Annotated in this window: 24 protein-coding genes; 15 read left to right on the top strand and 9 right to left on the bottom strand. The window is 38.9% G+C overall.

Annotated features, from left to right (window positions below):
* The first annotated feature begins 137 nt into the window (after positions 1 to 137).
* The 6 genes from E2R51_RS15050 to E2R51_RS15025 all read left to right on the top strand — a co-directional run bounded on the left by E2R51_RS15050 (position 138) and on the right by E2R51_RS15025 (position 6,669).
* Positions 138 to 1,151, top strand: coding sequence for a LacI family DNA-binding transcriptional regulator (locus tag E2R51_RS15050; protein ID WP_133377913.1), 1,014 nt, complete (start codon positions 138 to 140; stop codon positions 1,149 to 1,151).
* Between the two features lie 315 nt (positions 1,152 to 1,466).
* Positions 1,467 to 2,798 (top strand): ABC transporter substrate-binding protein, encoded by a 1,332-nt coding sequence (locus E2R51_RS15045; RefSeq protein ID WP_133377912.1) that lies wholly within the window; start codon positions 1,467 to 1,469, stop codon positions 2,796 to 2,798.
* Between the two features lie 79 nt (positions 2,799 to 2,877).
* On the top strand, positions 2,878 to 3,768 hold the full coding sequence (locus E2R51_RS15040) for a carbohydrate ABC transporter permease (RefSeq protein ID WP_133377911.1): 891 nt from the start codon (positions 2,878 to 2,880) through the stop codon (positions 3,766 to 3,768).
* 5 nt (positions 3,769 to 3,773) lie between these two features.
* Positions 3,774 to 4,607, top strand: coding sequence for a carbohydrate ABC transporter permease (locus E2R51_RS15035; RefSeq protein WP_133377910.1), 834 nt, complete (start codon positions 3,774 to 3,776; stop codon positions 4,605 to 4,607).
* 23 nt (positions 4,608 to 4,630) lie between these two features.
* Positions 4,631 to 5,983 carry a GH1 family beta-glucosidase gene (locus E2R51_RS15030; protein ID WP_133377909.1) on the top strand — a complete coding sequence of 451 codons (1,353 nt, stop codon included), beginning with the start codon at positions 4,631 to 4,633 and terminating at the stop codon, positions 5,981 to 5,983.
* A gap of 56 nt (positions 5,984 to 6,039) precedes the next feature.
* Positions 6,040 to 6,669: a YesL family protein gene (locus E2R51_RS15025; protein WP_133377908.1), complete on the top strand. Its 630-nt coding sequence runs from the start codon at positions 6,040 to 6,042 to the stop codon at positions 6,667 to 6,669.
* Between the two features lie 125 nt (positions 6,670 to 6,794).
* On the opposite strand, the gene E2R51_RS15020 is transcribed toward E2R51_RS15025, so the two are convergent.
* A complete protein-coding gene (locus E2R51_RS15020; RefSeq protein ID WP_133377907.1) occupies positions 6,795 to 7,499 on the bottom strand; it encodes a CPBP family intramembrane glutamic endopeptidase in 705 nt (234 codons plus the stop codon).
* Positions 7,500 to 7,659: 160 nt separating this feature from the next.
* Here E2R51_RS15020 and E2R51_RS15015 point away from each other — a divergent pair, with 160 nt between their 5' ends.
* Positions 7,660 to 8,763 carry a threonine aldolase family protein gene (locus tag E2R51_RS15015; RefSeq protein ID WP_133377906.1) on the top strand — a complete coding sequence of 368 codons (1,104 nt, stop codon included), beginning with the start codon at positions 7,660 to 7,662 and terminating at the stop codon, positions 8,761 to 8,763.
* Positions 8,764 to 8,858: 95 nt separating this feature from the next.
* Here the strand turns inward: E2R51_RS15015 and E2R51_RS15010 are convergent, their stop codons facing one another.
* The 4 genes from E2R51_RS15010 to E2R51_RS14995 form a co-directional block, all read right to left on the bottom strand.
* Positions 8,859 to 9,044, bottom strand: a complete 186-nt coding sequence (locus tag E2R51_RS15010) for a DUF6440 family protein (RefSeq protein WP_133377905.1) — start codon at positions 9,042 to 9,044, stop codon at positions 8,859 to 8,861.
* A gap of 55 nt (positions 9,045 to 9,099) precedes the next feature.
* On the bottom strand, positions 9,100 to 9,849 hold the full coding sequence (locus E2R51_RS15005; RefSeq protein WP_133377904.1) for an ABC transporter permease: 750 nt from the start codon (positions 9,847 to 9,849) through the stop codon (positions 9,100 to 9,102).
* Positions 9,846 to 10,697, bottom strand: coding sequence for an ABC transporter ATP-binding protein (locus E2R51_RS15000; protein ID WP_133377903.1), 852 nt, complete (start codon positions 10,695 to 10,697; stop codon positions 9,846 to 9,848). The genes E2R51_RS15005 and E2R51_RS15000 overlap by 4 nt, the downstream gene beginning before the upstream one ends.
* A 183-nt stretch (positions 10,698 to 10,880) precedes the next feature.
* Complete coding sequence (locus E2R51_RS14995) at positions 10,881 to 11,867, bottom strand: LytTR family transcriptional regulator DNA-binding domain-containing protein (protein ID WP_240733110.1); 987 nt, start codon at positions 11,865 to 11,867, stop codon at positions 10,881 to 10,883.
* A gap of 290 nt (positions 11,868 to 12,157) precedes the next feature.
* On the opposite strand from E2R51_RS14995, the gene E2R51_RS14990 reads away from it, so the two are divergent.
* From E2R51_RS14990 to E2R51_RS14970, 5 genes are all read left to right on the top strand, one after another.
* Positions 12,158 to 13,243: a PQQ-dependent sugar dehydrogenase gene (locus tag E2R51_RS14990; RefSeq protein WP_483299946.1), complete on the top strand. Its 1,086-nt coding sequence runs from the start codon at positions 12,158 to 12,160 to the stop codon at positions 13,241 to 13,243.
* Between the two features lie 357 nt (positions 13,244 to 13,600).
* The gene (locus E2R51_RS14985) at positions 13,601 to 14,092 is read left to right on the top strand and encodes an SRPBCC family protein (RefSeq protein WP_133377901.1); all 492 of its coding nucleotides are present in this window, start codon (positions 13,601 to 13,603) and stop codon (positions 14,090 to 14,092) included.
* A 269-nt stretch (positions 14,093 to 14,361) separates the two neighbouring features.
* Positions 14,362 to 14,700 carry a PadR family transcriptional regulator gene (locus E2R51_RS14980; RefSeq protein WP_133377900.1) on the top strand — a complete coding sequence of 113 codons (339 nt, stop codon included), beginning with the start codon at positions 14,362 to 14,364 and terminating at the stop codon, positions 14,698 to 14,700.
* A 1-nt stretch (position 14,701) separates the two neighbouring features.
* Positions 14,702 to 15,037 carry a DUF1048 domain-containing protein gene (locus E2R51_RS14975; RefSeq protein ID WP_133377899.1) on the top strand — a complete coding sequence of 112 codons (336 nt, stop codon included), beginning with the start codon at positions 14,702 to 14,704 and terminating at the stop codon, positions 15,035 to 15,037.
* Positions 15,038 to 15,122: 85 nt separating this feature from the next.
* The gene (locus E2R51_RS14970) at positions 15,123 to 15,677 is read left to right on the top strand and encodes a DUF7010 family protein (RefSeq protein WP_133377898.1); all 555 of its coding nucleotides are present in this window, start codon (positions 15,123 to 15,125) and stop codon (positions 15,675 to 15,677) included.
* A gap of 84 nt (positions 15,678 to 15,761) precedes the next feature.
* Here the strand turns inward: E2R51_RS14970 and E2R51_RS14965 are convergent, their stop codons facing one another.
* Complete coding sequence (locus E2R51_RS14965) at positions 15,762 to 16,454, bottom strand: AIM24 family protein (protein ID WP_133377897.1); 693 nt, start codon at positions 16,452 to 16,454, stop codon at positions 15,762 to 15,764.
* Between the two features lie 279 nt (positions 16,455 to 16,733).
* Here E2R51_RS14965 and E2R51_RS14960 point away from each other — a divergent pair, with 279 nt between their 5' ends.
* Entirely contained in the window at positions 16,734 to 18,251 is a 1,518-nt protein-coding gene (locus tag E2R51_RS14960) for a BCCT family transporter (protein ID WP_133377896.1), read from the top strand.
* Positions 18,252 to 18,345: 94 nt separating this feature from the next.
* Here the strand turns inward: E2R51_RS14960 and E2R51_RS14955 are convergent, their stop codons facing one another.
* From E2R51_RS14955 to E2R51_RS14945, 3 genes are all read right to left on the bottom strand, one after another.
* Positions 18,346 to 18,801 (bottom strand): ASCH domain-containing protein, encoded by a 456-nt coding sequence (locus E2R51_RS14955; protein ID WP_133377895.1) that lies wholly within the window; start codon positions 18,799 to 18,801, stop codon positions 18,346 to 18,348.
* A 50-nt stretch (positions 18,802 to 18,851) separates the two neighbouring features.
* The gene (locus tag E2R51_RS14950) at positions 18,852 to 20,396 is read right to left on the bottom strand and encodes a response regulator transcription factor (protein WP_133377894.1); all 1,545 of its coding nucleotides are present in this window, start codon (positions 20,394 to 20,396) and stop codon (positions 18,852 to 18,854) included.
* 67 nt (positions 20,397 to 20,463) lie between these two features.
* Complete coding sequence (locus tag E2R51_RS14945; RefSeq protein ID WP_165967241.1) at positions 20,464 to 22,167, bottom strand: sensor histidine kinase; 1,704 nt, start codon at positions 22,165 to 22,167, stop codon at positions 20,464 to 20,466.
* 327 nt (positions 22,168 to 22,494) lie between these two features.
* Here E2R51_RS14945 and E2R51_RS14940 point away from each other — a divergent pair, with 327 nt between their 5' ends.
* Positions 22,495 to 23,400 (top strand): ABC transporter permease, encoded by a 906-nt coding sequence (locus E2R51_RS14940; protein ID WP_133378032.1) that lies wholly within the window; start codon positions 22,495 to 22,497, stop codon positions 23,398 to 23,400.
* A gap of 16 nt (positions 23,401 to 23,416) precedes the next feature.
* Entirely contained in the window at positions 23,417 to 24,337 is a 921-nt protein-coding gene (locus E2R51_RS14935) for a carbohydrate ABC transporter permease (protein WP_306462127.1), read from the top strand.
* The last annotated feature ends 3 nt before the right edge of the window (positions 24,338 to 24,340 follow it).

Below are 24,340 nucleotides of genomic sequence, written 5' to 3'. Positions count from 1 at the left end.
AAATGCTATTTACCCAGTATCAATCTACTCTAAACAGAATTTAAAAGTAAGAAAACTCTAAAAAAGAGTTTGACGAATATAAAAACGTAGGCTATACTAAATTTACGAAAGCGCTTTCGAATGGAGATATGATACTTATGCCAACGATCTATGACATTGCTAAGAAGACGGGATTTTCGATTACAACAGTATCAAAGGCATTAAATAACTATACTGATGTAAGTGAAAAAACGAAGAAGATCATTTTAGATGCAGTTGAAGAAATTGGATACTATCCAAATTCCATTGCACGCTCCTTAACAACAAAGAAGTCGTGGACCCTTGGAGTCATTTTTGTTGAAGATTTGGGAGTAGGAATAACACACCCGTTTTTTAGCGCAGTGATTGAAAGCTTCAAGAAACATGTCGAGGCGTTAGGCTACGATATTATTTTCTTAAGCCGTAAAATCGGCGGTGAACAAAAAACCTACCTTGACCATGCACTTCACCGGGGGGTAGACGGGGTTATTGTCGTATGTTCGAATTATCGGGATACTGAAACCAAAAGACTGATCGAATCACCGTTACCGAGTGTCGTTGTTGACTTGCATAGTGATAAATCAAGTGTCGTTTACAGCGATAATTACCAGGGAAGCATTCTTGCTGTAAAGCATCTTTATTCTCTAGGCCATAGAAAAATAGCCCATATTAAAGGGGCAGAACAAACATTTGCCGGCCTGGAGCGTCTGCGGGGATACCATGATGCGGTAACCGATTTGCAGCTTGACCTTCAGAAAGATTACGTCGCTGACGGTGGTTTCTTCTCTTACGAAGGGGGATACGCTGCCATGAAGGAGCTGATCAGCCTGGATGACCGGCCAACAGCAGTTTACATTGCAGGCGATAACATGACATTAGGTGCCATGAATGCCTGTAAAGAGATGAAGATATCCATTCCAGATGATATTTCCCTCATCGGATTCGATGATATAGAGGTTGCTAAACATGTAACACCTGCGTTAACAACCATTCGGCAGGATACGGATCTTATTGGAAAAAAAGCTTCAGAGCTATTAGTGAATCAAATTAATACAGGAACTAAAGGTGACTATGCCGTTAAGGTCCCGGTAGAACTGATTCAAAGAGCGTCTACTCAGGCAATAAAAGCCTGAATAGACGGCACTAAAATTTTTTGCTGTTTTACGAAAGCGCTTTATATTCAAGTTAATGTAATCTTACTCGTATTATTTAGCTAATTAAAAGGAATTGATTTCTTTTTTTTCTGAATTTACGAAAGCGCTTTAGTTTTTAATAAATAATATCTTATTTTCATTCTTAAGGAAGGTAATCAGGAGGAGCTGATATTTTTTTAATAATTTACGAAAGCGCTTTAGGTTGAAGGGGAACGGAGTTTATTTCGCGGTTTATTGTTATAGGGAAATTTTGAAAAACAGCTTTTACAAAAACTCAAAGGGTGGGGTTTAAACATGAAAAAGGTATTGTCATTATCATTAGTTTCATTACTAGGTTTTGGCGTCTTAGCGGGATGTAACGGTGAGGGGTCAGACGGAGGCGGTTCAGACAAGGACACATTAACAATTTGGTCCTTTACAGATGAACTGGAAGAACCGATCGAAGTGTTTAAGGAAAGACATGGTGTAGAAGTTGAATTGACGATCATTCCAATTGAAGATTACCCTACGCGTTTGCGTCCGGTACTACAAAGCGGGCAAGGTGCTCCTGATGTTTTCACTGGGGAATTGGCCTTTATCAAAGACTGGGTAGAGCAGGACTACTGGGAAGATTTAAGCCAGGAACCCTACAATGCTGATGAGCTCGAAGGTGATTATATTGACTACGTTTTTGACATGGGTAAGGATTCAGAAGGCAGTGTCAAGGCGTTATCGTGGCAAACGACTCCAGGCGGAATTTTTTACAGAAGAAGCATTGCTGAAAAAGTTCTTGGTACTGACGATCCAGAAGAAATCGGTGAACGTTTCTCTACAATGGATGGCTTGTTCGAAGTAGGAGAAGAGCTTAAAGATGCCGGTTATCGTTTATTCCCGGATGAAGGGGCGGTTCGCTGGTTTTCACAGGGACAAAACCCTCAGCCCTGGGTCAATGAAAATAATGAATTGGTTGTCACTGAAGAGCGCCTGAGTCACTTTGATTATGCAAAGGAACTTCGTGATAAAGACCTGACTGCTTTTGCACCGGAATGGTCCCCTGCCTGGTTTGCTTCAATGGATGGAAAAATCAACTATAATGCTGGCTGGGATGAGCTTGAAGAAGACGCAGAAGGTGAAAAAGAAGTAGAAGTATTCTCTTATGCTTTGCCTACATGGGGACTTCACAGCGTGTTGAAAACAAACGTAGAAGAAACAGCTGGTGACTGGGCGGTAACGAATGGACCGAATCCATACTTCTGGGGCGGCACATGGCTTGGGATTTACAGTGGATCAGACAAGAAAGAGCTGGCTTGGGATTTCGTGAAGATGATGACGCATGATGAAGAATTCCTGAAAGATTGGGCTCTTGAAACAGGAGATGTATTGTCTTATCTTCCAGTAACTGAACAAATCAAAGATGAGTTCCAGGACGAATTCCTTGGTGGGCAAAATAACTACAAATTCTTCCTTGAAGAAGCACAAAAAATTGATGCTAACACAGTTACCCGCTACGATCAGCAAATCGATACGCTATTTGGAAACAGTGTAGGAGAGTATGTTGAAGGGGTTAGAACAAAAGAAGAAGCGATTGAAGAGTTCTACAACCTGGTGCGTAATGCTTACCCGGATATTAAAGTACCAAAACAGTAAGGGTTAATAAAGCTAGCATCCTGCAGAGGGGAGGTGTTTTTGCCTCCCTTTTATTTAAGAGAGATGGAAGGTGTCTTAGATGAAAAAGCTTGATAATTATGGATACATGTTCATCATCCCATTTTTTATCGTATTCGTTACATTTACAATTTATCCAATTCTCCTAACCTTTTATTACAGCTTTACGAGTTATTCGGGGATGGGGGATCCCGAGTTTACCGGTCTTGCAAACTATACCCGTTTACTGACCGATTCCTACTTCTATAGTGCTTTGTACAATACATTGTACATTTGGGGAATTAACTTCTTCTTCCAGCTGGGCATCGCCTTGCTGCTTGCTATTTTGTTCTCCGATATTCGTTTGAAAATGAGAGGCCTCAATATTTTCCGTGCCCTGTTTTATCTTCCAAACTTGATCACGATTGCTTCTGTCGCCTTATTATTTAGTATTTTACTAGGCTGGCACCATGGAACAATCAATCACTTGCTATTGGATTTAGGAATTATTTCAAGTCCAATCGACTGGTTAAACGATCCGACAACAGCCCGGTGGTCAGTTGGACTGATCGGGGCGTGGATGTGGTTTGGCCATACGTTTATTATCCTGATGGCAGGAATTTCGGGTATTTCAAAAGACTATTTTGAAGCGGCCCTTATTGATGGAGCAAATCGTTGGCAGACCTTAGTGAAAGTGACACTGCCCTTATTAAAACCGATTATGCTTTATGTTCTGATTACCTCGTTAATCGGAGGCTTGCAAATCTTTGACTTGCCAATGTTAATTACAGATGGCACAGGAGCACCTCAAGGCTCACTGAATACAATTGTTCTTTATTTATACAATCAGGCATTTCGTTATGACAATTACGGATATGCAGCTGCAATAGCTTACGGTCTGTTTGTTATTACCGTTATTTTTTCCATCATCACATTTAAATCGATGTATAGAAACAATGTAAAAGAGGGGTGACCATCATGAATAAAAAAAACACCATCTTAAAAGGGATTATGTATGCTGTTTTAATTTTATTGGTCATCATAAGTTTCATCCCATTTTATATGATGATCGTGAATGCAACCCGTTCGAATTCTGATATCCTTCAACAGGGATTTACGTTGCTGCCAGGAACAGCATTAATTCAAAACTATGAAATTTTGATTCAGTATATGAATTTATGGCGCGGTTTTGCCAATAGTTTATTTGTCGCTGTTGCGGTGACCCTGTTGAGCTCATATTTTAGCGCATTGACAGCGTTCGGGTTCGCTGTTTACAAGTTTAAAGGAAAAAACTTTCTATTTATACTAATGTTAGTTCTCATGATGGTTCCGGGCCAGCTTGGGCTGATTGGTTTCTACGATCTTGTAAGACTAATGGGACTTCTTGATTCCTATATTCCTTTAATTATTCCGCCGATTGCTGCACCTTTTATTGTCTTTTTCCTTCGTCAGTACTTAATGACGGTGATGCATACATCGTTGTTAGAGGCGGCTCGAATTGATGGGGCTGGTGAGATTCGAATTTTTCATAGAATTGCTTTGCCGATTATGATGCCGGGGATTGCGACAATGGCAATCTTTACATTCATAGGCTCATGGAACAACTATATTTTGCCTTTAGTTATTTTATTCAGTCCGGAAAAATATACACTTCCTGTTATGATGGGAGCCTTGAGAGGATCACAAGTAGCTGAGAATTTAGGCTCGATGTATTTAGGCATTGCGATTTCGGTCGTACCGATTATGGTTGCTTTCTTGTTCCTCTCCAGATATATAATCAGCAGTATTTCAGCAGGAGCTGTAAAAGGATAAATCGTTAAAAGGGAGTGCTTATTTTGTCAAATTTTTCAAAGGAATTTATTTTCGGGACAGCAACATCTTCATATCAGATTGAGGGAGGCTTTGACCAGGGTGGAAGATCTTTATCCATCTGGGACACGTTCTCTGAAACACCAGGAAAAGTGGTAAATGGAGACAATGGCCGCATGGCGTGTGATCACTATAACCGCTATAAGGAAGATATTCAGCTTATAAAAGAGCTGGGAGTAGACTCCTATCGCTTTTCAATTGCATGGCCAAGAATTTTCCCTGAAGAAGGGGTGTATAACGAGGAAGGCATGGACTTCTACCGTTCATTACTGGATGAATTGCTTAAAGCAGGTATCAAGCCGGTCGTAACCCTTTATCACTGGGATCTGCCTATGTGGGCTTACAATAAAGGCGGGTGGATCAACCGGGATTCCGTGAATTGGTTCCTGGAGTTCGCAGAGGTTTGTTTCCGGGAGCTCGACCGCTATGTGGATTCATGGATTACCCATAATGAACCATGGTGTGCAAGTTTCTTAAGCTATCATTTGGGCCATCACGCTCCAGGACACCGAAACATTGAAGAAGGGGTAAAAGCTGCCCATCACATTTTGCTTTCTCACGGAAAAGCTGTTGAATTATTAAAGACGGATCTAAATTCCCAGACGCCGATTGGCATTACGTTGAACCTGACGCCTGTCTACGCTAAGACAACATCGGTGAACGACCAGCTTGCTGCTAATAATGCAGACGGGTATACAAATCGCTGGTTTTTAGATCCTATTTTCAAAGGGTCCTACCCTCACGATATGATGAATTTATTTTCATCATACGTACACGATTACAGCTTCATCCAAGAAGGCGATATGGCATCGATCGCTGTAGAATGTGACTTCTTTGGTATTAATTATTACAACCGTTCTCTCGTTGAGTACGCGAGCAATGAGAATTTTCTCTTTATTGGCAGTCATTCAGACTATGAAAAAACAGGCATGGGCTGGGATGTTTCCCCTAATGAGTTCAAGGAACTGATCTACCGTCTTCGTATGGATTATACAAATCTGCCAATCTTTATTACCGAGAATGGTTCTGCCTATGATGATGTGTTAGAAGAAGATGGCTCTGTTCATGATAAGGGACGTACAGATTATTTAGAGAAGCACATTCAAGCTGTCTCTGAGCTTCAGCAAGAGGGAATGAATATCGGCGGATACTTCCTATGGTCCTTGCTTGATAATTTTGAATGGGCGTTTGGATACGAGAAGCGCTTCGGTATTTTTTATGTGGACTTTACTACCCAGCAGCGCTATTGGAAAGATAGTGCAAAACGCTATAAAGAAATAGTAGCTAGCCGTTCGGTTCATAAAGAAGCGGTTCAGTAAACCTCTCTGTAAAAATAGAGAGGATGATAAGTAATGAGAACTAGGAAGGTGATTGGATGTCAGGGAATGTAGTCGTAGACAAAATGGTTCAATCGTTAGAGATCCTTGTGAAAATTGTGCTTCTCAATGGGATTTGGCTTTTGTTTACCGTACTTGGATTAGGCGTACTTGGTTTTTTTCCGGCAACAGCAGCGCTCCTTGCTGTGATAAGAAAGTGGTTAATGGTAGGAATGGAGACTTCCATCTTAAAAACATTCGCAGGAAGTTATAAAAAAGAGTTTATGAAAGCCAATCTTTACGGCTTTATGATCGTCTTTTATGCATGGGTTTTGTACGTGAATTATCAGTACATGCTCACCGCATCCGGATGGCTGCAGTTTTTACTGGTGGTTGGATTTATTGCGACAAGTACATTGTTTCTATTAACCGTCACATTCTTATTTCCGTCCCTGGTCCATTTTGAGTTGTCCTTCCTGGAGAATCTAAAGTTTTCATTCCTTCTTGGTGTTACTAAGTTTTATCTGGCTATTTCCGTTGGGATCGGACTCGCCATTATTTATCACAGTTTTTTATTCATACCGGGGATTATGGTCTGGTTTCTTCCGAGCGCCATTGGCTTTATCGTGATGGCGCTAACCTTTCAGGGGCTTAAAAGAGTTCCTTCCAGTGTGCATTCACCGATTTAATCAGGCTTCCTTTGGTGTGAAAAGATCTCTTGTAAGTTTTCGAACTTCTGAGAGGTCTTTTTTCTATGCTTTTGTTTTTTGATACCAAACGCAACAATTTTAAATTTTCATGAGCTCTTCGCTACTTATCCCAAACTTGTCAGCAAAACCATAATTCCATTCGTTAAACCATGAATGATAACGGGTACCCAGATTGAATTGGTTCGTTCATATGCAAAAGCAAAAATAATGCCGCTAAAGAAATTTACGGGCATTACATTATAAGTAGGGATATGAATAATGGTAAAGATTAATGAGCTGAGTAAAAGAGCGCCCATAAATCCTATACGTGTACGTAACCATCGATATAGAAAACCACGATAAAAAATTTCTTCATATATTGGTGAAATGACTGCCGCAGAAATAAAGGCAATAAAAACAGTAAAAAAAGTTACATTTTTTTGTATGGCCTCTGTTTTGCTGTTCTCCCACCCATTCCCGATAAAGCTAGTAAGCACAACAATTACCACCGCACCAGTCAATAAAATAATCGAAAGGAAAAGGATGATTTTCCAATCCCTCTTAGCGAATGGCTTTATCCCTACCTCGCTCCAGGATAGCTTTTGAGGACGCAGGGCAATCAAATAGATCCCTAATACTAACGTAATTGCTATTGTTAAACCCATTAATGTTCCGGCATATAAATCATTGTCCAGCCAGCGAGAATAAATAGGAGCTATGAGAAATTTAATACATCCGATTACAATGACAAACTCAAGTAACATCAGCAATATAAATTCTTTCATTCCCCAATCATCTTGTTCTTTCCAGCTTATCGAATCGGTCTTCATTGATTATTCCTCTCCCTATACGTGATATGATTTGACTATACTGGATGACCTTACGTCACCTTCAAGCTTTTTTAGGATGGATTAAAATGAAACGATGGACTGCTGGAATTATGATTATCGAAACACTTGAAGTTCTAAGGATCTGAAAGGAGTGAACAAGATGGGGGAAATTAGTCAATTACAAAGTGTGTACAATCGATCCACATACAAATTGACAAATCATGGAGTACGTAATGTCCAAGTTTTAAAAGAAGCTTTCCAACATATGAATGAAGATTTAGAAAGTGATATGTATGGAAAAGGACAAATTATTGAGGATTTTCAAGAGAAAATGGCTGCATTAACGGGAAAAGAGGACGCCGTTTTTTTCCCCAGTGGAACAATGGCTCAGCAAATTGCTTTACGAATATGGTGTGATGAAAAAGGGGTAAGAAAAGTAGCTTACCACCCGCTTAGCCACTTAGAGATCCATGAAGAAGATGGTTTAAAAGAGTTACATTGCATTGAATCTGTTTTTCTTACTGATCGTAATCGTGTAATTGATCTGAGTGATGTAATGAAGATGGAGGACGGGGTTGCGGCCGTGCTGTTAGAATTACCTCAACGTGAAATAGGGGGACAATTACCAAGCTTTAAAACGCTAAAAGAAATTTCGCAGTTCTGTCGTGATAAGCAAATCAGGCTCCATCTCGATGGGGCGCGCTTGCTTGAGGTTCTTCCTTATTACCAAAAATCTGCTGCTGAAGTTTGTGCTTTATTTGATAGTATTTATCTATCGTTATATAAAGGGATTGGGGGAATTGCAGGCGCTATTTTAGCTGGTGATCGAGATTTTGTCAAGCAATCAAAAGTTTGGAAAAGGCGATATGGCGGTGATCTCATTAGTTTGTATCCCTATATCATCCCAGCGGATTATTACTTTGACAGACGATCACAAAAAATGGAGCAGTATTTCAAAGAATCACAGGAAGCTGCTGAACGGTTTAATTCCTGTTATGGCATCTCCACACTCCCGGCAGTTCCTGTTTCTAATATGTTTCATGTCCACTTTCAACAGTCTAGAGCGCAAGTGGAACCCATTTTAGTAGAGGTAGAACAACGAACTGGAATTGGAATAACCAATCATTTAATTGAAACTCAGGATCAGTGCTGCTATTTTGAAGTGCATATTGGAGACCAGTATTCTGAGATACCGAAAGAACTTGTCACAAAGGCATTTGATCAGCTTCATCAAAGCATGGAGCAGCATCTTAAACATCCTTAATTTCGCATTCCCGGTGAGGAAAACACGAAAAATAAAAAAGCCTCCCATAAGCCGGCTGAACTTGTGGGAGGCTTTTTCATTAACAGCATAGTTCCTTAAACAACTTTTTCTATCACGACTTCACCATTTTCATCCAATAATGGTGTGAGGGAAGTACCTTGCTGAGCCCATGTATACAAATAGTGCACTCCGGTTGTACGGTCCATCAGCACCATGATCAATCCGTACTGAAAATGTTCAAGCGATTTTTCTTCAAATCGTTTTTCATTTTTTCCAAACATTTTTTTCACTCCCGGTATAGTAGTTTGAATGTTTTTTGCCATTTACTCTTGTTTTCTAGTCACTGTCCAACCCATTTTTCTTATAGATATAAATGAATAGTCCTAAGGTGGCGATAAACCAGGCAGCAAGAACGCTGACATCTGTTACATTCCACTGATACCCGCGATCGGCAGCCAGTGCATCTGACAGGTTTGCTATGACACCGCCATAGGTATAGTTTAAAATCTCGGCTAAATTTTCGTTGAAAATCTTAAGGACTGGAATGGATGTTAAGGTAATTAAAATTGGCGTACTTATTAGCGAAGCTTGCGCCTGGTTTTTTGCGTACGTTCCGATGATATAGCCAATTAAAATACTGATTAAGCTGGCCAATGTCGTAATAACAAGGTAAGCAGGGAGAGGGATATCATTAAAAGCCACTCCACTTGCTGGAATTAATAGAATATTGGTCGCAACTAAAATGACTAATAGCGGAATCATACTGCCTATAAAATATTCAACCCCTTTAACGGATGAGGTCATTAAAACGCGTAATGTATGTTTTTCTTTTTCTTCAGCGATAGGAGAACTGCTCATGGATATACCGCCGATCGCGATATTGAAGATCAATCCGAAACTTAATAAAAAACCACTTGTGGAAAACGGCGCTCCTGCCTCTCCTCCATCTAAATTCGGCAAAAGACTTCCCATAATGATGACAAATCCTATAGCGAAAATCGGGGTGAAAAGGAGACTTAAATTGCTTAGCATCAATTTTAGCCGTAACTGAAGGACTGCATTAATTTTATTTAATGATAGACTCAAACTAATTCCCTCCCGGTAACTTCCAAGAATACTTGTTCTAAATTCGGTTCACATGAATGAATGGTCAAAAGTTCATCATTAAGTAACCAATGATTGATCTGTTGGATTGACTCAGCACTATGAGCTACATTAACCTCTTTCTCATTCTTCAATAATACCTGGTAACGTTTATCCTGATTGTATTTAAGCGTTAACGCTTTGGGTGTATCATGTTCCACAATAAGCCCATCATTCAACAGTGCCACGCTATCGCATAGCTTTGTGGCTTCTTCCATGTTGTGAGTCGTCAGAAATATGGCGGTTCCGTTTTCTTTTAATTCCAAAAGCAGGGCGTGTATAGCTTCAGTCGTAACCGGGTCAAGACCACTGGTAGGTTCGTCTAAAAAAAGCACCTTCGGCTGATGCAGCATCGCTCTTGAAAGAATCAAACGCTGCTTCATTCCCTTGGACAGATTTTTGGCCATTTTATTTTTATGCTCAAACAGACCAACCCTTTTAAGGAGAAAATCAATTCTTTTTTTATCCACATTCAATAACTTAGCGAATGCCACTAAATTATTGTAGACCGTTAACCTGTCATACAATCCGCTATTATCAGTCACAATTCCGATTTGTTCATAAATACTTTCATCAATCTGTTCCACCGCATTATTCAAAACAAAAGCACGGCCTGAAGATTGGGCCAGCTGTCCGGTCAGGATTTTAATGGTGGTTGTTTTCCCTGATCCCGAGGGACCTAAGAATCCGAAGATTTCTCCTGCATGAACTGAAAAACTAATGTCTTTTAATGCAACTTGATCCTTGAATTTTTTTGACAAACGTTCAACTTGGATTAATTTTTTTCCCATTTGCTTCTCTCCTTCATTCATCATGTTGTGGATGAACGAATTCCCGAGGTCAGTCATCCATCTGATTAATACTTTATAGAAAACGAATGGAAATGTCGTAAATCTTCGTTGAATCGTAACAGTCAAAAGCTCAAATGATACAAAAAGAGGCTGAAATAATGCTATTTCAGCCTGAAATGTACTTTAAAATTCGATTAATGCTCTCATTGCCTCTAAGCGATTTCTTGAAATTGGTAAATTCACCTTACTACTTCCTTTAAGAATTAACGTGAAAGTATTCTTTGAGTAACTAACCAATTCGGACACTCGTTGTAAATTAACTAAATAAGATCTGTGGCATCGAAAGAAACCGAACTTGGTCAGCTTTTCTTCCAATTCATTCATTGTTAAAACAGTTGGGAAATATTCCTCACCAATTCGAATATTACTTACGCTGTTAATACTCTCGATAAAATCAATTTCATCTGGACTGAAGAAAATAGTTTTATCCGCCAGCTTACTGGAAACTTTATAAACGTTATTTGGCTTAATCACAGTTTCGGTTTCATCTGCTGGCATTAATTTGTTTTCATGAGCGAGATCTGTCTTTTCTAAACCGATATTATGATTGTATCGGTAAATGTCATTGCTCAATAACAGTAATTCCTCTAAGAAATGAGATGTGAATAAGATCGCAACATTATTTGATTGAAGGTGATCTAAGGCTTTTTTATATAATTCAATTCCTTCAGCCGTTGAGTTGCTTAAGGGGCTTTGAATTAACAATAATTCCGGGGAAAACAAGGACATTCGAAACAAACTGATCCTTTTCTTTTGGTCGAGAGATAATTTGCTGATTTTAGTATTCCACACATCTGATAAAGAAAAAATGCCGCTAAACTCCTTCAAAGGGTTTTTAAAGTCAGCAATTTTTTTAAAAGCAGCTAAATAGCTGGAGACAGTTAAATCTTCGTATAAACCATCCTCAGTAAATTCTGTCAAAATAGAGCTTGTTCCTATTTCAATCCGACCACTGGAGGGCGTCAGTTCACCAGCAATTAATTTAAACAAAACGAGACTTTCTTCGTTTGTCATCTTAATCCCAATTTGGGACTTTTCATTTATGATTAAATCAATGCCTTTTAGAACTGTACTATTGTCTTCTTGTTTCATGACATTTTCTAAAGTCATTAAGGCCAATTAGAACACTCGCTTTCATTTTATATATGTATGGTCATCACCCATCTTATGGTGATAGGTAACATCTTTGAGTACCAGGACTGATTATCAGCTCATAATTTATTTTCTTTATAACATCTTAAAGTAAAAAGTTGTTTTTTAATATAGAAAACACGTCCTTCTTATAAAAATTGGATCTCGGTTTTTATAAGTTTCCAATTAGTAAAAAATGGGTATTATTCTTGTGAACACAGTGAACACGCCGGATGATGACTTATATAAAGAGGAGGAGAAAATTCAAATTGAAAAAAAACTTAATTACCTCATTTACCGCAATTCTTTTTATAGCTGGCTGTTCTGAAAATGAACAGGACCCTTCAAATGGAATGGAAGATGCACAGGAAGAAGGGACAGTTCCTGTTCAGGATGTAGAAGTTGTCGCGGAAAACCTGGAGGTTCCCTGGTCATTTGAGAAACTGGAGGATACCATTTATTTAACTGAAAGAGCTGGAAGTATTGTGAAAATAGAAAACGGTCAAACAGAAAGACAAAGTGTAGAGCTGGAAGAAGAGTTATCAACAGCGTCTGAGGCAGGACTGCTCGGCTTTGTTCTTGCTCCTGACTTTCCTGAATCCAACCTTGCTTATGCCTACTATACGTATGAAAGTGGGGATGGACAATTTAATCGTATCGTATTTCTCCGGCTGAACGATAATGTTTGGGGGGAAGAGCGTGTGCTTCTTGACCAAATTCCCAGTGGTACTTACCATCATGGAGGAAGACTTAAAATCGGTGCAGATGAAAAACTATACGCTACAACAGGGGACGCTTCCACAAGTGAAATCGCACAAGATATTGACTCCTTAGGTGGTAAAATTTTAAGAATGAACCTCGACGGCTCCATCCCGAGCGATAATCCATATTCAAATTCATACGTCTTTAGTTATGGTCACCGAAATCCTCAAGGAATTACCTGGTCACCGGATGGAACAATGTATGCAAGTGAACATGGAAATAATGCAAATGATGAAATTAATAAAATAGAGTCAGGCCAAAATTATGGCTGGCCTATTATCGAAGGCGATGAAGAGCAAGATGGTCTCGTTTCCCCAATTTTCACTTCTGGAGATGAATCTACCTGGGCGCCTTCCGGAATGGGTTATTATAATGGAAAACTTTATGTGGCAGCCCTAAGAGGATCCGCTGTCCTGGAATTTGATCTTGAAACACAGGAACAACGGGAGTTCATCACTGGTTTGGGCAGAATTCGGGAACTTTTCATTGATGGAGATACCCTTTATTTCCTGAGCAATAATTCTGACGGCAGAGGAAATCCTCAAAATAATGATGATAAGTTATATAAAACTTCGCTTTCCATATCAAATTAATAGCTGCTTTTAAAAAACCTAATGCAAAGAACGCCCACGCGGCAATCTTTTAGTCCGTACCGAATTGATGAAAAATATTGATGATTAATGAAGAGTCGACACCACATCTAAGAAGAAAAGGAATTTACTGAACACTTTATCTGAATTTTTTGATATATTTAAATTGAAGTGATTTTGAGTGAAGTGTCTTCTTTTGTGAAATGTATTATTTGCTGTTTCCAGGCTGAGTACAGCCATGCTTGCTGCCATTCCTTATCTCTTGGACAAGCATGATGAAGACTCAGTACCATTGGCTTTTGAATACGGATGTCATCTTACATTCATTGGTGATTGGATTACAAAATGGGAGGCTGTAAAATGAAAACACTGACGGAGGGTAATAAGTTGATCACTGAACACACGTTTTCTGTTTCACAAGAGAGATTGTTTCAGGCCTATACAAATTCAGAAGAGCTGGAAGCATGGTGGGGACCTGAAGGCTGGCAAACTGAGAACAAACGATTTGAATTTAAGCCTGGTGGGTACTGGCACTACTGTATGAAATGCGAGGATAAAAGTCAGGGGGATTTTTACGGCATGGAATCCTGGGGACTTGGCAAGTTCAAAGAAATACACGCACCTGAAAAATTTCTTTACCTGGATACGTTTTCTGATCAGGAAGGAAACGTAAACCCTGAAATGCCAGAAATGGAAATTGAGGTTTCGTTCATACCAGCAGAAGGTGCTACAAATGTTGTTACCATTACCACATTTGATTCTGCTGAAACACTGGAAAAAATGAGCGAGATGGGCATGATTGAAGGCTATAATTCACAGATGAAGCGGTTGGAGACGTACTTAAACCAATAATGAACCAGACGAAAATCTGTAAAAGACCAACAAATTTGTTGGTCTTTTATGTTTATCCGTTATAAAAATCAGTCGGTTGCAGAGTGCATTCTAAAGTAAAGAATGTGCTCTTTGTTTTTCAAAAAAGCTTTTTTGACGGTCATTTTGATTATTGACAGAACCACTACTTCGTTATACTATATACTGGTAGTAAGTAATACTGAATACTGATAAATCTAAATACCATTGATACAGATTGCTATACAAGTAAAGTACAAATGGAGGATAAAATGGATAACTTTAGAGAAATGCTGAAAGGGGTGCTTGAGGGTTGCGTGCTGGAAATTATCAGCCGGGGTGAAACCTATGGCTATGAAATCACACAACAGCTGCGTGAACTTGGTTTCACCGATGTGGTTGAAGGCACCGTTTATACGATTACCATGCGGCTTGAGAAAAACAATCTGGTCGATACGGAGAAAAAGCCATCAACTATGGGACCGCCCAGGAAATTTTACACACTCAATACAGCAGGTCATGAGCATCTTAAAACGTTTTGGAGAAAATGGGATTTCGTTTCGGGCAAAATTGAAGAAATCAAAGCGAAAAAAACCAGAGAGGATGAGTAAAATGAATATGTTTGAAAAAGTTATCGGCAGTTTGAACGACAAGCGGGAATGGAGAGCGATGGAGGCTCGTGCGAAGGCACTTCCAAGTGAATACCAAAATGCTTACAAAGCGATGCAAAAATATATGTGGACCTCTGGAGGTCTAACCGACTGGAAAGATACTCATCGTATCTTTACCGGCATTCTTGACTTATTTGAGGAAGGGTCTGCAGAAGGGAAAAAAGTCATTGACCTGACGGGTGAGGACGCAGCCGCTTTTTGCGACGAATTAGTTAAAGATGCGAAAACCTGGCAGGACAAATATCGTGAAGATCTAAATAACAGCATCAAAAAGTGAATGTAAAATACTTTTAGTTCGGGGAATTTTAACAGAGACAAGATATGTATAATACTCCAAAGTCGAACAAAAGGGGGGAGAAGGCATGGTGGGAGTACTGGAACAGCTTGCGGAAATTAACATTTCCGGAGCACCATTTTTAGCAGCATACGGAGTTACTTGGATCGTTTGTGGAGTCATGTGGAAAACGACTAGTCCTATTACTGCTTCATTAGCCACGCTTTTCCAAGGGATGTTTGCATTGCCAATCGCTTTACTGATCCTGTATGGAATTGACGCTTTTGAGAATCGGCCGGATACTGGAGAACTTGATGAACTCATCATTATAATCGCGATGAGCCAGTTGTTGGTTTTGCCCCTTTTAATTGCCATGTTCAAAAAAAAGCATTACTGCTTGATTCCGTTTGTATTCAGTATCGCAGGAGCTGTACATTTCCTTATGTATACTTGGCTGTATCAGACATTTTCTTATCTCATTATGTCCCTTTTCATTGCATTTGGTTTGGCACTTATCTATTATCTGGATACTAAAGAAGATAAGGGTATGACATCATCTGGAGCATCACATGCTTGTTTATTTACAGGCGCTACATTACTCATACACGCAGGATATTTAACTGCTTTGCATTTTTTAAAATAGAAAGTTTTTGGAGCAAAACGCATTATATTAGCAAAGACCAGCAAACAGCCGATCATGACAGCCGTTTGCTGGCCTTTAAATCATTCAGCTTTGCTGTGTCTGGTAAATTTCTTCATATGGCTGCACCACAACAAACCCATTGCCGGAAAATTTCATTTGAATGGATTCTCCGCTGCCTCTTCCAAATAAGCTTTTCAGCTGTATGTCAGTAACAAATTCAGGCTCCAGGTTTCCAGACCAGGCGACGGTTGCGTTAGGATCTGTGAACACTGGTCTATCAGGTGTGACGAGAATGGTGAGGGGCTCATAATGGGAGGTAAAAGCGACAAGCCCGTGTCCTTCCAGTCGTACATTAAACAGTCCGCCGGCCATCATTCCGGCGACACGCCGCATGAGCTTGACATCCCATTCCAGGCCGTCCTGAAAAGCGAGAAGGTCATTTCCGTTAATAAAAACACTCTCACCTTCAAGATCGAGAACCGTGATTTTTTTGCCTTGATCTGCAACGTATAGCTTTCCCCGGCCGTTTGCTTTCATCAGCTGTGCGCCTTCACCACTGAGTGCTTTTTTTACAAATCGGCCAATTCCGTGCTCTAAAACCCCCTCACGTTCAAACTTGATGTTTCCCTCATAGGAGATCATAGACCCTGCTTTTGCCCACACCTGCCCGTTTAAATTCACTTCTAATATACGGTCCGTTTCCAGCTCAAAAAAGTCACGTGCACTTTCTTCCTGTTTTGTTTCCTGAACAAATTGTTTAATGGAGTACTTTGACATCAGTAATTCCTCCTTTGTGTGAATAATAGTTACTACGTTTATAAAATCAAAAAGTTCTGTTTTTAGCAGGATATAATTAATACATTGATACACCCGTTCACAGCAGGGGGGAGAGCAATTCTTCCCACCAACTTAAATCACCGGTCTCCAGGCAGGGGCATTAAAAGTCCTGCGAACTATGTTATGATAATAATTCACTTATTAAAACAGGAATCCTGTCGATTTATGAGACTTTGTAGATTGAGAGGGTAACAAAAAAAATGAAAGAGTTGATGCGCATTGAAAGGAAATAAGACTTTACTAATTTCTGTAGGAATCGCCATACTATTTGTTTTAATTGGTGTGTTAATCCCCGGAAGACTGGCCGATGCCATGAATGCATCCCAAGCATTCGTACTTGTAAACTTTGGCTGGTTCTATCAACTAATCGCTACATTTTTCCTCATTTTTGCCATTATTATGATTGTGGGACCTTTCGGTAAAATCAAACTTGGAAAACCAGATGATAAGCCTGAATACAACAGACTTACATGGATTGCCATGCTTTTTTCGGCGGGTATGGGTATTGGCCTGCTTTTTTATGGAGTATCAGAACCTGTTTCTCATTTCGCCACTCCTCCATATGGAGAAGGAGGTACGGAAGAGTCAGCTGTTTTAGGGTTGCGTTATACCATTTTACATTGGGGCCTTCATGCATGGGCTATCTATGCCATCGTTGCTTTAGCACTGGCTTATTTTAAATTTAATCGCGGTGCACCAGGATTAATGAGTGCAACCTTGACCCCTGTCATTGGTGAAAAGAGAGCAAAGGGGGGAATGGGCATTGCGGTCGATGTCATTGCTGTATTTGCTACACTATTTGGAGTCGCTGCTTCATTAGGACTTGGATCACAGCAAATTAATTCCGGCCTGCAATATTTGATCGGAATTCCGTATAACTTTGGCATTCAATTAACGATTATGGCCGTTGTCACCGTGCTCTTTATCGTTTCTGCTTCAACAGGAATTTCAAAAGGGATCAAATGGTTGAGTAATATTAATATGTCCCTGGCTGTCCTGTTACTTTTTGCGATGCTCGTTTTAGGACCAACCTTGTTTATATTAAATCTCTTTGTTAATACATTAGGCGAATATCTGCAAAATCTTCCCCGTATGGGCTTAAGACTTTCTCCCTTTAACAGTCAGGAAGCCGAGTGGACGCAAGCCTGGACCATATTCTACTGGGCATGGTGGATTTCGTGGACACCTTTTGTAGGGATGTTCATTGCCCGGGTTTCAAAAGGGAGAACTGTTCGTGAGTTTACGATTGCTGTCCTGTTAATTCCAGCTGCCTTATGTGCATTTTGGTTTACGGTATTTGGCGGCACAGGCATTCATTTAGAATTGACACAAGGAATTGATATCTCCGGCCAGTCGATTGAAACGGCCTTATTTATGGTGTATGATCAGCTTCCATTTGGAGCGATCTTATCTGCACTGTCAGTCCTGTTAATCACAACCTTTTTCATTACCTCTGCGGATTCCGCTACATTTGTATTAGGAATGCAGACAACAGGAGGGATGTTAAATCCTCCAAATCGAGTGAAAATCACTTGGGGACTTATTCTCTCAGCTTCTACACTGGTGCTGTTGGGTTCAGGAGGTCTTTCCGCTCTTCAAACGGCGATCATCGTAAGTGCTTTGCCGTTAACGTTTATCTTACTCGTTATGTCCTACTCTTTAGTAAAATCATTTAACCAGGACATCAAAGCCGGGCGAACAATCCCGCCGCGTCGGAAAGAAAAGCCTTTGCGCTAAAAATACCAAAAGCACCAATCGCAGCGATTGCGATTGGTGCTTTTACATTTTCAGCGTAAGGGGCTCCTTTTCAGTTCAACCCCCAAGCATATTTTTACTTGTTCTTTACATCCACCAACTCAAAACGTTCACATACTAACATCATATCCTCTGAATACGCAAGACCGACCTCATTTAACTCTTTAGTGAAGAATTTTTCGTGAACTTCCTTCCAATATTGGTAGGTTCTATCGCCTTCACCTTCTGCAATCGCAAATTCCTCCGGGACTTCATTCATGGGCATGATGTTAACATCTACTGTTTTAATGATCGCCAAAGGTTTATCATTGCTGCTTAAAACAACACTGTAGTCTTCAATGGCAGGCAGTGGTTCCTTTTCAATTTCATAAAAAATCAGTCCAGAGCAAGTCGCTGTTTTAACTTCGTCTATTACTAATTGAGCCAATTGATCCGGGCTGGCTCCGAATTGCCAGTCACTTACTTTTTTTGGTTTAGTTTGATCTCGATCATTCCAGTATTCGTCCCAGTATTTCTGTGATTCTTCATTCATATTTTTCTCTCCCTGATAAAATAATAGGTTGGCAAAAAAAATAAAACCCCTTAGGTATTTTTCCGAAATTCAACAGGTGTATAATTTGTTTCTTTCTTAAAAATCTTTGTAAAATAAGAATAATTTCCATATCCTACTTTATCAGAAATAATATGAATTGGTAATTCTGTGTGGGCGAGTAATTCCTTTGCGATTTCGACTCTTTTTTTTATAAAATTTACAAGGGAAATGCCCATTTCTTTTTTAAAAAAACGTGCAATGTAATCCGGGCTAAGGTAAACAATCTTAGCCAGACTATTTCGAGTGATATTTTCCTGATAATGCTGGTCAATATAATCACAAATAGTATTGATAATTGATTTTTGGGACTCAGTGAATGCCATATACTCCAAGGAAACATCCACTAAATGGGAAATATAAGTCATGATATCTTCAACCGATCTTGGTGACTGCTCCAGTAAGATATCATGTGTCTTTCCTTGAAACAGTTTATTTGCTAAAATCTCTTTTTTCTTTAGGTGCGTATAGATTAGCTGTGTGATATCCAGCCTAAAGCTGCACAGCACTTGATAATTCAGAGCCTCTTTGTTTACGAGGGTCGTCAGATACTGATAGCATTTGTTGACAAAGCTTAGCCTATTTTCCGTTTCAAGATAATGCTCTAAAAGCTGTAAATTTGGCTCAGCATATTTTGTGAACTCTTTATCCAGAGGATTGAAAATGAAGGTTTTGTTTCGAAAGTCGATAGTCTCTTTTTTAAATTCATGTAGTTCTTTAAATGTCTGTTTTATTAGCCTCAAAGAACTCACTGGCCCAATGCTGCACTGAACATCACTATTCAGTTGATCCTGAACCGTTACAATAAACTTGTTGCAGGAATTAACCCATTCTTCAAGCGGCACATCATTCCCTTCTTCCCTAATAAAAAGTGCTAAATATTCATCTGTATTTTGATTGAATTTAACAAAACTGTCTAAATGAATGTCCTGTGTACTAAAAGCTTCCATAATCAACTTTTTCAATTTGTATTGAAAATTACTTTCTTGATCCATGATTGAAATGATCTTCTTGTTTTGCTCTGCGAATGTATAGGGGAAACAATCGATCAACACTGGAACGAAACGATCTTCTAACGAATACTCCATATGTTTAAGTTTCAACTGTTTCTGAAGATCTTCTTCAGAAAACAGTTCGTCATCTTTTAAATGCATCTGCCAAAAATGCTTTTGCAGTTCTTCTTTATTCTTCTTCCAATAGTTACCTATTTCAATCGATTGCTCGTTTGTTTTGCTGACTTCTACTTTATTTATAGCCTTTTTTATAATTAATTCTAATTTGTCGAATTCAATAGGCTTTAAATAATAATCGAAACTTTGAAGTTCAATTGCTTTTTGCGCATAGTTAAAATCTGCAAAGTTGGTAAGGAAGATGGCCTGAGTTTCATATTTCTCCGATCTGATCCAGGATAACAGTTCCAGGCCGCTTCCCTGTGGCATTTCAATATCGGAAATCAAAATGTGAATCGTGTTTTCCTTAAATATATTTTGCGCCTGGCGAATATTAGAAGCGCTATAAACTTCTTTTATGAAGTCCAATCCATTTTTTGCTTTAAAGCGGCTATAACGAATCGGTCATCATCCACAATCAAGATATTCATCCTATTCACTCCTCATAAACCATATAGGGCAAAACGAGAACAATCGAAGCGCCACCTTCAGGGCCGTTAAAAAATTCGATTGAAAATTCCTCTCCATATAGAAGCTTCAGCCTTTGAAGCACATTGTTTATGCCAATATGATTGCCTTCCTTGTTTGATAATGGAACATTGTTTTGCAGCCTGCTTAAAACATCCGAGGAAAAGCCCGGACCGCTATCTGATATTTCTATTTTGATCCATTCATTCCTTTCATGTGAATATTCGATTCGTATTGAAATATCAATCTGTTCATCTAGAGAAACGGAATGCTTCACTGTGTTTTCAATAAAGGTTTGCAGGGCAAAAGGCGGAATTTTTGCTTTATCCGTTCCTGTTTCAATAAAGCTTTTAAAATGAAAAGCTTGTACATGAAGCAGTTTTTGGATGTCCAGGTAATCATTTATATGATCCAATTCCTTCTGAAGCATGACAAAATTTTGGTTTGTTTGAAACAAATACCTGAAGTATTTTGAGGTAGCCAACGTCATTTCTTTTATTTCTTTATACATTTCCATTTGAGCCATACTGTAAATGGTTGTTAGGCAATTTAAATAAAAGTGTGGTTTGATTTGCAATTTTAAAAAGTCCATTTGAATCTGCTTTTTTTCAAATTCCTTTTCATAAATATTTACTTTTAATTTTTTGATTTCATTAATTAATACCTTAAATTGAATACCAGCCTGCTCGAGTTCCTTAATACTGCTGCTTTCAAAATCAATGGTTTCGTTATTTTTGTTTATAGCTGATAAATTTTTAGAGAAGAGCTGGACAGGGGATATCACATTAGTTTTGATATATTTTAAAATGATAAATAGAATAACACTAATGAGAAGGGTGGCTAAAATAAGGGCCAATTGGGCAAAAACTACCTTTTTAAAGGCACTGAAATGATCTACAGATACATGCAGCGAAAAAGGAAGAGATGTTTCACTTTCTTCAAATAAGAGGTAGCTGCTAAAAAGCCGGTTCCATTTTTGTGTTTGAAGCATCTCTACGTTACCGGGGTCAGAGAGGTATCCGACTTCTTCGTTTTTCATTACAATCAGTCCATTATCTCCTAAATTGATCTTTCGTAATGGAAGCAGAATATCCTCTACGGCAACCAAGGAAATAAGGGTTCTGTTATTGTATTCTAGTGAATGAAACAAGTAGAATTCATCGTTTAGTTTAACAGATTGCCATGTATACAAGTTTTCATAAGTAGCAGAACGTTGTATTTCGGTTAAAAAAAACTGTTTTGCCTCAAGATATTCCGAATATCCCATTCGAAGAGGGGAAGTATTTAAAAAAAAGTTTTCTTCTTTTAAAGCTAAAAAGAATTGATATTCGCTGCCGGTAGAGTGTTGAAAATCAATCACTCTTGATCTAAAGTCACTAATGCTTTCCGGTAATTCTTCCATTCCCTGAGATTCTTCTATATTCTCAAGTAATGGATCATTCTTCACCGTCCAGATCATAAAATGATCGATGGCGTCCAATTTCTGCTGAGCTTCGTTCAGATACAAATGGACTGTATCCGTAACATAATTAATGCTTTGTTGCCTTGTAGTAGTGACGATTAAGAAACTAACTAACAGATTAATTAAAAAAATCGAAATTAAGATGATTAAAAGGCCTTTTAAGTAATAGTCAATCGAACGTGAAGATCGATCTCCAATAAAGAACTGCACTTTCTCCCCCCTAACACAACATACCTTCATTATAAAGAATCAGATTATACTTTCTAGCACAAAAACGTCAAGAAAGCGTTTGAATCAATAAATCATGACTGAATAGTGTTATTTTGTTGTATTTAAAGATTAATTTATCCGAATTGTACAAATATGGAGTCCGTTTACAGCTATTTTAAAATGTATGCGCTGTCATATAATCAGGAGTATCAGATAAAGGGAGGGCGAGAGCTGTATCAACAATTAATAGAAGGAGTGGCAGCTGTGTATAATAAAGCTTTAACTAAGGGTTTTACGCATAATCATGTCATCTTAAACGAAAGAAAAATGACAAAAATAATGAAACAAGTGAAGAAGAGCGGACCGCTATATCTATTGCTGATACCTTCTATTATTCTACTTATTTGTTTTAGTTATTTGCCAATGTATGGTTTAGTCATCGCTTTTAAAGATTATTCACCCTCATTGGGAATACTTGAAAGCCAGTGGGTAGGTTTCAAGCACTTTATTCAGTATTTTAATTCGTACCAATTTGATATCACGATTAAAAATACGCTGGCCATTAGCTTATATAGTATCTTAGTAGGCTTCCCGCTGCCAATTGCGCTGGCAATTTTATGTAATCAAATTCGTGTTGGCACCTTTAAAAAAGTATTTCAAGTCACAACCTACTTGCCGCATTTTATCTCGACAATGGTCATGTGCGGTATGATTTTACTCTTTTTATCACCAAGCACAGGACTGGTTGCCAATGTGCTGGGACTGATCGGTATTGATATGCCGAATTTGTTATCAAATGCCTCATTGTTCAGCAGTGTATATGTGTGGAGTGATGTGTGGCAGCATGTCGGCTGGGACAGCATTATTTACTTAGCGGCGCTCTCAGCCATTAACCCAACTTATTATGAAGCAGCAACGGTGGACGGTGCCAGCAAGCTGCAAAAAATCATTCATATTGATCTGCCATTGCTTTTACCTACTGCTATGATTTTATTGATTTTGAGAGCGGGCAGCCTTTTAAATGTAGGCTTTGAAAAAGTGCTATTATTGCAAAATCAATTGAACTTAACCGGCAGTGAAGTTATTTCTACTTACGTATATAAGATCGGTCTTCAAAACTTTCAATATAGTTTATCAACCGCTATTGGCCTATTCAACACAGTTGTTAATATCATCATTCTGTTGCTGGTGAATTGGATGTCTAAAAAATTAACGAATACGAGTTTAATATAGAGGGGAGGATAAAAGATTGGAAGCATTAATGAAAAATAAGTTAACAAAAAAAACAAGAACCCATAAGAACCTGCAGGATCGCCTGTTTGATCTTTCAGTATATGGGATAGCGATCGTAATGATTGTGATGATTGTTTATCCTCTCTGGTTCATTATCATTGCTTCCTTCAGTGACCCTGCGGACGTGGCAAACGGAAACGTATGGTTTTGGCCAAAAGAGTGGAATTTAGCTGGCTATATCGAATTGCTCAAACAAGAAATGATTTGGAGAAGTTACTTAAATACCATTATTTATACTCTGGTTGGAACGCTCATTGCGCTGGCGGTTAATATTCCGGCAGGCTATGCCTTATCAAGGAAGGATCTATTTGGCCGAAAGTGGATTTCTATTTTCTACATTGTCCCGATGTTTGTCGGCGGGGGATTAGTGCCCACCTATCTGGTGATTAAAAACTTTGGGCTGTTGGATACGTTTTGGGTAATGGTGCTGCCATTTGCTGTATCATGTTTTAACATTATTATTGCCAGAACATTCTTTAAAACAAGTCTTCCAGAAACCCTATGGGAAGCAGCACAGATTGATGGGTGCGGTACAATCCGCTTTTTCTTCACCATGGTATTGCCGCTGTCAAAAGCTGTTCTTGCTGTTATTGGTCTTTGGACGGCAGTGGACATTTGGAATTCCTGGTTCAATGCAATGATTTATCTTACAAACGAAAATTTACAGCCGCTCCAATTAGTGCTGCGCAGAATATTGATCGCAAATGAATCCCTTCTTGGCTTTTCCTCGGGTTCTCTGGCATCGGAACTAAGAAGCTTATCGGAAATGATGAAGTATGCAGCAATCGTCGTTTCTACGCTTCCAATCATGTGCTTATACCCATTTTTGCAAAAATATTTTAACCAAGGAATTATGATAGGGTCCATTAAAGAATAACAG

Source organism: Jeotgalibacillus sp. S-D1 (assembly GCF_004358665.1).
Lineage (GTDB): Bacteria > Bacillota > Bacilli > Bacillales > Jeotgalibacillaceae > Jeotgalibacillus.
The sequence above is the reverse complement of the archived record's forward strand: the minus strand, read 5'-3'. Positions and strand labels throughout refer to the sequence as shown.